Below are 8,116 nucleotides of genomic sequence, written 5' to 3'. Positions count from 1 at the left end.
GATTTCCTCTACACCTCGAATGTCATCGGCGCGCTGTCCACGGGCTCGGTAGACGGAACCGGATCCGCTGCGAGCACACCCGCCTGCGCGGCCACGGTGTCGAGATCGAACAGCATCCCCACCGAAATGGCACCGGGCCAGCGGGCTTCCAGCCGCACGTGCAGCGCCACCACCCGGTGTGAGTTGCCGCCCACATCCAAAAACCGTTCGTCGCGGTCGAATTCGTCGTGCACCAGCACCTCGGACCAGATCGCGCCCACCGCCCGCTCGAGCTCGGTCCAGGTCGCACGCGACGGCGCCGGTCGTCGCGCCGGCGCGCGTAGCAGCGCACGCAGGGCTGCTTCGTCGAGCTTGCTGCTGCCCGGCGCGATAGGCAGCACCTCGATCGCGACGAACCGCTCCGGGACCGACTCGGGCGCCAGATACTGGGCGCAGTGGGCGGTCAACGCGCCGGTGCTCGGCGGGATCGCCGCGCTGTCGGCCGGCACCCAGAACGCGGCGAGGAACACCGCGTCGTCGGCGTCGCTCTCGGCCAGCACCACGGCCTCGCGCACAGCGGGATGATTCTCCAGCACGGTCTCGACCGCGGCCCGTTCGATCCGGACGCCGCGCACCTTCACCTGGCTGTCGGCGCGGCCGTGGAACTCGATGTCGCCGTTGGCATCCACCCGTGCGAGATCACCGGTGCGGTACATGCGGGCGCCGGGCTCTGCGGCGAACGGATCGGCCACGAAACGGGTCGCGGTCAGGCCCGGACGGGCCGCGTAACCGTCGGTGACCTGTCCGCCGCCGAGATACAGCTCGCCCCGCGCACCGGAACGGACCGGTCGCAGCGTGCCGTCCACGAGGTAGGCCGCCGTGCCCGCGGTGGGTGTGCCGATCGGCACGATATGGCGCTTGCCGTCCGAAACCACGTGGCAGATACAGGTAACCGTGGCCTCGGTGGGGCCGTACTCGTTGTGCAGCCGAGTGTCGGGCAGGGTCGCATAGTGCTCTTGCGCGAGACGGACCGGCACCGCCTCCCCGCCGAGCGTCACGATCCGTAGCGTCGCTATCCGCTCCGCCAGGCGGGGCAGCAGCAACCGGTAGAACGAGGGTGTCGAGACCAGGTGCGAAACCTGCTGCCGCACCGCCAGTTCGGCGACCGCTTCGACGTCCGGCAGCATTCGGGCGTCGGGCAGCACGCTCGTGCCGCCGACGGCGAGTGCCCAAGCCAAACCCATCAGCGACCCGTCCCAGATCAGGCGCATCGCCGAGAAGGTCACGAGTTCGCCCTCGGTGTGCGGATAGTCGCGCGATCCGATCAGGGTGGCGAGATTCGCGCGTGAGACGACGACAACCTTCGGCAGACCGGTGGAACCGGAGGTCGTGATCACGTAGGCGGGAGCCCGCATCGGCGGCTGAGCGGGCAGCTCCAGCTCGGGCGTCGCTGCGGCCTCGGCGATATCGAGGACCGCGAGCCCGGCCTGCGGCGCAGCCGCGAGCGTGGCGGCGACGCCCGCGGGGGTGAGCGGGTCTTGCCCGTCGATGAGCACCGCTGCGCAGTCCGTCGCGGCCAGCACCGCCTGCAACGACTGCTCACCGCGATCGGGTTCGATCACACACCACGCGGCCGCGGCACGCAGCGCGGCGATCATGCCGACGACGGTGTCCAGGTTCTGCCGCTGGTACACGATCACGGTCTGGCCCGGCCGCACGCCGGCGGCCACCAGCCGGCGCGCTAGCGACGCTGTGGCGGTGTCGAGTTCACGATAGGTGAGCGCGCGCGACCCCACCACGAGCGCGGTGCGATCGGGCACCCGTTCGGCCTGGGACAGGATTGCGCTCAGCAGGTCGGTCGCCCGGCTGTCCACGGTACTCATCGCCGCACCTCGACATGGCTTGTGCCGCTGATGGTGTCCGACGGCGATTGGTAGGCCAACAGCATGCGGTCGCCGTGCTCGACCACCTCGAAGCCGGCGAAACGCAGTGACACCAGCATGATCCGGTTGCGCGGCGTCGCGACGAACTCGGCCGCCGGCCGCCGCCCCGCCGACCGGGCCCGCCGGACCAGTTCGCCGATCAGCGCCGTCCCGACGCCGCGCGACATCACCCGGCACGACATCAGCAACAGCAGCAGCACCGCGTCGCCGTCCCGGTGCTCGGTGACCGCGAGCCCGATCGTGCCGTAGCCACCGAATCGGTCGGTCAGGGTGGCGACCAGTACCTCGTGCCGGGGCGAGGCGCACAGTGCGCGCAGCTCATCGATGTCGAACGTGGTGCCCGTCGTATTGAGTTGATGCGTGCGCACAGTCAGCTCGTTGGCCCGGATCAGGTCGTCCTGCGTGGCCTCCCGCACCGTCATCACCAAGTCCAGAGAGGCGAGAAACGCCGCGTCCGAGCCCTCGAACTCGGACCGGGACTCTTCGCGGGCTCGCTCTGCGCGGTAATACGAACGACGCTCCCGTGCTTCGGAAGTCGTTGCGCCCGGGGTGAACTCGGGCAGGCCGGGCAGGTCGCCGATAAGGTCTGCCGAATAGCAACGTACCTCGGGATAGGCGGCCGCCACTTCGGCCAGCTCGACCGGGTCGTTGTCGACGAACGCGATCGTGTCCCGGCCGATGTTCAGCGTCTCCGCGATCCGGCGGATCGCGGCCGATTTCGGGCCCCAGCCGATCTCGACCGCGGTGAACATCTCCTCGATTCCGTGCAGACGCAGATGCGCCGTGGTGACGTCGGTTTCGCCGCGACTCGCGACGGCATGCAGGATCCCGCGTTCGTCCAGCACCCGGATCGCTTGCAGTGCTTCCGGTTTGGGTGCGCCGCCGTCGGACTCGAGCACCACGCCCGGCCACACCGTGTCGTCGAGATCCCAGACCAGGCATTTCACCGTCGAATCCATCACACCCTCCGCACCAGACCGGCGCTCCAGGCCGCGACCGGACTGCTGTTCACCAGCAACGCGTACTCGCCGATCGCCCGTGTCGCGGCGGCGGTTTCCAAGTTCACCAGCATGTCCATCGAACCGAGGTGGCCGTAGGCCGCGAGGTTGCTGCGGCACGCCTTGTCGACCTGGCGGTCCAGCGCCTCCTCCCAGAAGGCGAAGGCGCCCGCCGACAGGTTCTGCATGATGATCGGTCCCACCGCGTCCGCAGGAATTCCGTTGCGGTCCAGCAGTTCCGCGATGATCGCTTCGAGCCGCTTCTTGCTCTCCACCGCGAGCCGGAACGAATAGGTGGGTTCGTCCGTGCACTGCTCGGTCCAGGCATCCGCCGGGATGTCGCGGTAATCGATCCGGAACAGGTCCGCGTATTTGCCGTCGCTGCGGACGATCTGATCGACGAACTCCCAGCGCCCGGGGCCCGCGGTGGTGACCAGGACGGCGGCCGCCCCGTCCCCGAGTAGGGTCATCGGTGGCCGATAGCGCTGGGGTGTAGGGGTTTTCGCTGCGGTGACAACCAACACAGAGCGACAGTGCGGGTCCGCGCGTACCAGCGCCGCGGCCATGGACAGCGCGGCCGACACCGAGACGCAGCCGAGATCGCCGACGCCCGTGGTGAATGCGCGTCGCGCACCGAGGCGGTGTTGCAATCGGGTCGCCTCCGACGCCAGCAGATACTCCGGCGCACGACCCGTCACGAGCAGCAGCGCATCGATCTCGTCGGCGCTGCGACCGGCCTCGGCCAGCACGGCCTGCGCCGCTTCGGCGGCGAGATCGACCTCCGTGCTTGCCGCTGCCGTCCGCACCGTATCGATACCCAATGCCAGGGCGTGGTCCCGGCGCGGGGCCGGCAGCGCAGCCAGCTCGGCCAGCCCGGATACCGCCGCCGTCGCGGCGGGAAACCAGGTCGCCACCGGGCCGAGTAGTACGGGTCCGTTCCTCATCGCGCGCCCCGCAAGACGTGCTCACCCATCGCCACTTCGGCGACCTCCTGTGCTCCCTCGATGATCTGCATGACTTTGGCGTCGCGATAGAACCGTCCGGCGCGACTGTCCGGGGCACACCCGGCCGCCCCGAGCACCTGCACGGCGCGTTCGCTCACCGATGCCGCGGCACCGGCGGCCACATACTTGGCGGCGATGGTGGCCACGAGCGCTTCGGCCGAACCGGCAGCCCGCGCCGCCGCCGCCCGGGCGCACATCGCCTGTGCCCCTTCGACTTCCGCCGAGCATCGGCCCAGCGTCGCGCGGATCAACTGGTGCTCGGCGAGCGCGGTGTCACCCTGTTTGCGGGTATTGGCATGTGCGGCCGCGTCATCCAGACAGGCCCGCGCCAATCCGACACAGCCCCACCCGACAGTGAATCGTCCATGGTCCAGGGCGGTGCCGATGACATGGGAGAGACCGAATCCCGGCGGCGCGAGCAGTTGCTCGGCGGGGATACCCACCCTGTCGAACCGAATGTGCGCCTGCCGCGCGCCACGCAGGCCGAGTCCGCCCTCGACCGGCTGGACGGAGACGCCCGGGCGGTCTCGGTCGACGAGGGCCGCGCACAGACCGCCCGCCGAGGTGCCGAGTACCAGGAAGACGTCGGCGATCTGACCGAAAGTCACCCACATCTTCGTTCCGGACACCAGCCTGTCGCTGCCATCTTCTTCGAAAGTCGTTGCGACGTTGGATAGATCGGTGCCCGCACCGGCTTCGGTAGCAGCCAACGCGGCCACCGTCGTACCGGTGGCGAGCCGGGGCAACCAGAGTTCGCGCTGCGCGACGGTCCCCCACCGGTCCACCGCGGCGCTGACCATACCGTGCACCGTGAGCAATGAGCGCAAACTCGTGCAGGCGCGGCCGAGAGTGGCGGCGAGCAGGCCGAGTTCGTGCGCGTCGAGACCGCCGCCGTTGAAGCGTACGGGCCGGTCCGCGCCGAGCACACCGCTGCCGGCCGCGAGCGCGATGATCTCGTCGGGCAGGCCGTCGCGGTCCCAGCGGGCCGCATCCGTCTCGGCCGCCGCGACCAGGTGCGCGACGTCGATCACTAGAGACCGCTCCCGGACAGTTTGCGTTCGACGAACGCCGCGGCACGTGCGGCCGTGCGAAAATTGTCGAGCTCGAGATCCTCGACATCGACAGTGATCCCGTACGACTGTTCGACGTGGACCACGATCTCCAGCGACCGCAGCGAGTTGACCAGTCCGAGTGCGAAGATGTCCTCGTCCGCGCCCAACTCCCGGGCCGCCATCGACCCGAAGTACGCCAGCAACTCCCCCGTCAACTCTGCTCGGCGCTGCGCCACCCGCTCACCGTGTTCCACCGACACTCGCTCTCTCGACGCGAACCAGACGGTGCGCCGCACAGGACCTGACCGCGTCCACGACACCATCGTCCGAGGTCACGAACAAGCCCTGGTTTCCATTGGCAAAGGAAGAAAAGGGGGTGCCGCGGCCCGTCCACTCAGCCTCGGCGGTGGTCCTCGCGCAGGCGGTCGATTGCCCTGGTTATCAGAGACGCCCTGTCGACCAGACCGGACTTCTGTTGTTCGAAGGCGATCAGGCGTTCGGCGGTTGCGCGGCTGCCCATCACCATCGTGAGCAGCACCGCATAGTCGCCCGCTGGACTCGACGCAGGCTTGCCGACCGTTCGAGCATGGGCGTTCACCGTTGTCGGCCTTGGCTTTTCAGGAGTCTGCGCGGCTTTTCGGTACCATTCCTGAGCTTCGGCACTGTTACCGCGCTTTTCCAGCAGCTCGGCCAGGCTGCGCATCCTGCTCGTCTCACCGGCCTGAATCGCCCGGCGAAACCAGATTTCGGCCTCGTCGAGTTGATCACCCCGTTGCAGCACGGCGGCGAGACTGCCCATGGCCTCGGGGTGCCCCGCGACTGCGGCGCGGCGCAGCCAGAGTTCGGCTTCGTCCAGCTCGTTCTGGCTGCGGATGCTGCGCAGCCAGCGCAGCGGCCCGCTCCGCCGGGCGACCCGCCCTCGGAGCAGTCGAGCGAGATCATTCATCGCGACGGAATTGCCGCCCTCGGCGGCTCGACGGAGCCGGTCCTCCACGTTCTGCGGCTGCGGCACAGCGGATTTCGCAGGAGCAAACCCGGGGGCGGCCGGGGCGGGAGCCGGGTCCGGCGGACCGTTGCGGTATACCGCCAACGCGACGAGGCCGACGAGCACAGCGAGCGCACCCACCCCCAACGCGCCCTTACCACTCTCGTGGCTGTTGCGTTGCGCCCGCACAGCCTGGTCGTAGCTGGTGCCGCCGGCCTGCCTGCCGTTGCGGTACGTGTAGCAGATCGAATTCGGGGTCATGGGCCGTTCGTCGCACATCGGCGTCGCGTTCGGATCCTGCGACGACAGGTGGACACCTATACCGATCGAGATCACCGCCACCGGTATCGCCACCAAGCCCGCCAGCATCGCCAGAAGAAACACCAATTGCCGAAGAACCAACATCCCGCCCCGCTACCTAGTCTTGCGGCGCATCCGCGCCGACCGCGACCACACGCTAGTTCTTCGCTCGGCGCCGTTCAAGCCGAATCAAGCATCCTGCACAAGGGGTTTGTGCACCGAGGGCTTCCGCGCCGCCGTTCGCACACTCCGGAGCTGAACGCGGTCGGGTCCGATCCCCAAGCGGGCATCGCAGGATTCGACTGGAAGATCAACTGCCACTGTGTATTACGAGCAGGTCGCGGCAGTGCGCGCCCCCGGCGCCGGCGATTCCCCACTCAAATCCCCAGTCCGACAGCTTCATCTGGGCTGTGCATGCTGCACATAATCGTTGTACCAATCAGAAGCATCCACATTTCGGATGAAGGTCTGTTACCTCGCGGCCGGCGCGTCTCGGTCGGCCGTGTACCCGGAAAGATTCGTGAGGAACGGCGATGAACAGATATTCCGCGAATTTTGTTCGCGTATCCACTATTTCGGCGCTCGTATCGCTGGCGCTGGCGCCCGCGGCACTCTTGGCCGGGCCCGCTGCGGCCGACCCGGTGACGGTCAATTTCAAGTGCCAGGCCAAACCGCCGATCGGCGCGCCGCAGGAATCGACGATGCCCATGCAGGTCACCGGCACGGCTCCGGCCACCGCGTCGCCCGGCTCAGCGGTCGCCATCAACCTGGTCGCCGGGCAGGGGCAGATTCCCGCCGAGCAGGGCGGATACAAAATCAATTACGTCCGTGACCTGAAACTGGTCGCCCCCTTCCCGACCAACTCCACCTACGTGTCCTCGTCGCTGACCGGCGGCACCGTCAAGGCGACGATCGACACCAGCGGCGGTAAGGCGGCGATCAAGGTGACCGACCGGCTGCCCGGCGGCTCGACGTTCACCTTGCCCGCGCTCACCGTGAATGTCACGGCAGGCAACTCCGGCTCGATCACCACCACGCTGGCCGGAACCAGTTACGCCGACCCCGGCCTGACCATGGTGGTCAACGCACAGGCGGGCCCCTTCGCGGTGAACGTTCCGGTGTCGTGTTATCCGGACCCGGCACCGATCTTCACCACGACCGTCATCGGATCCGGTAAGTCGTCACCGGCGCCGCAGCCGGTCGAGCCGGGTTCCCCCGGCGTCTTCACGCTGCTCCCCAACCTGGGCCTGGGCCAGGATCGATAGCCGAAAGCTCACAGAAATCCCCTGCGCTGCGGGGGATTTCGTCTGCCAAGGACTCAAACAGTCACTATCCCAATGCGCTACCTGACACCGGGTTGTTCAGACCGGTCGCGGTCAGCGTGAGGTGCCGGATCAGAATCTCGGCCGCGGCATCGCCATCGCGGGCCAACGCCGCCTCCTCCAGGCGGCGGTGTTCTTCCACACCGTCCCGGTCCGGGTTGCGCTGCGCCGACCAGCGGCGGGTCAACTCGCTCGCCGTCCACATCCGATCGAAGGTCTCCAGCAGCACCGCGTTGGCACAACCTTCCAGCAGCGTCCGGTGAAAGATGCGATGGGCTTCGGCCCATTCCGCGCTGTAGTGCTCGGGATCGTCCGGCGCGTACGGCGGCGTGCGGGCCAAGCGGTGATGGGCGGCGCGCACCCGGGCCTCCCAGTCGAGATCGCCACGCGCGATGGACATTCGGAGCACGACCGGCTCGATCGTGCGCCGCGCCTCGGCTATCTCCTGCCAGCGCCGGTCGGACGCGGCGGGAACGGCGAAGCCGCGATTGTGCAGCCGGCCGGCGAGGCCGTCACCGACCACCCGCACGAGA

At 68.4% G+C, this 8,116-nt stretch carries 8 protein-coding genes; 1 reads left to right on the top strand and 7 read right to left on the bottom strand.

The genetic code is table 11. The features are described from left to right. Positions 1-8: 8 nt before the first annotated feature. The 6 genes from NBRGI_RS07665 to NBRGI_RS07640 all read right to left on the bottom strand — a co-directional run bounded on the left by NBRGI_RS07665 (position 9) and on the right by NBRGI_RS07640 (position 6,303). Positions 9-1,862: a non-ribosomal peptide synthetase gene (locus NBRGI_RS07665; RefSeq protein ID WP_036557905.1), complete on the bottom strand. Its 1,854-nt coding sequence runs from the start codon at positions 1,860-1,862 to the stop codon at positions 9-11. Next, complete coding sequence (locus NBRGI_RS07660) at positions 1,859-2,881, bottom strand: HAD-IIIC family phosphatase (protein ID WP_029893956.1); 1,023 nt, start codon at positions 2,879-2,881, stop codon at positions 1,859-1,861. Before NBRGI_RS07660 ends, NBRGI_RS07665 begins: the two co-directional genes overlap by 4 nt. Next, positions 2,881-3,864 (bottom strand): 3-oxoacyl-ACP synthase, encoded by a 984-nt coding sequence (locus NBRGI_RS07655; RefSeq protein ID WP_029893954.1) that lies wholly within the window; start codon positions 3,862-3,864, stop codon positions 2,881-2,883. Before NBRGI_RS07655 ends, NBRGI_RS07660 begins: the two co-directional genes overlap by 1 nt. After that, complete coding sequence (locus NBRGI_RS07650; protein WP_029893952.1) at positions 3,861-4,955, bottom strand: acyl-CoA dehydrogenase family protein; 1,095 nt, start codon at positions 4,953-4,955, stop codon at positions 3,861-3,863. The genes NBRGI_RS07655 and NBRGI_RS07650 overlap by 4 nt, the downstream gene beginning before the upstream one ends. Further along, positions 4,955-5,230 carry an acyl carrier protein gene (locus NBRGI_RS48650; RefSeq protein WP_226887313.1) on the bottom strand — a complete coding sequence of 92 codons (276 nt, stop codon included), beginning with the start codon at positions 5,228-5,230 and terminating at the stop codon, positions 4,955-4,957. Before NBRGI_RS48650 ends, NBRGI_RS07650 begins: the two co-directional genes overlap by 1 nt. Before the next feature lie 140 nt (positions 5,231-5,370). Next, positions 5,371-6,303 (bottom strand): tetratricopeptide repeat protein, encoded by a 933-nt coding sequence (locus NBRGI_RS07640; RefSeq protein WP_158439799.1) that lies wholly within the window; start codon positions 6,301-6,303, stop codon positions 5,371-5,373. Positions 6,304-6,794: 491 nt separating this feature from the next. On the opposite strand from NBRGI_RS07640, the gene NBRGI_RS07635 reads away from it, so the two are divergent. Then, a complete protein-coding gene (locus NBRGI_RS07635; protein ID WP_051727562.1) occupies positions 6,795-7,526 on the top strand; it encodes a hypothetical protein in 732 nt (243 codons plus the stop codon). 64 nt (positions 7,527-7,590) lie between these two features. On the opposite strand, the gene NBRGI_RS07630 is transcribed toward NBRGI_RS07635, so the two are convergent. Then, positions 7,591-8,116: GntR family transcriptional regulator (locus tag NBRGI_RS07630; RefSeq protein WP_036557898.1), on the bottom strand; the 526-nt coding region annotated here is incomplete at its 5' end.

The organism is Nocardia brasiliensis IFM 10847 (genome assembly GCF_000710915.1).
Lineage (GTDB): Bacteria > Actinomycetota > Actinomycetes > Mycobacteriales > Mycobacteriaceae > Nocardia > Nocardia brasiliensis_A.
Note: the sequence above shows the minus strand (reverse complement) of the source record. Positions and strands in the feature narration are given on the sequence as shown.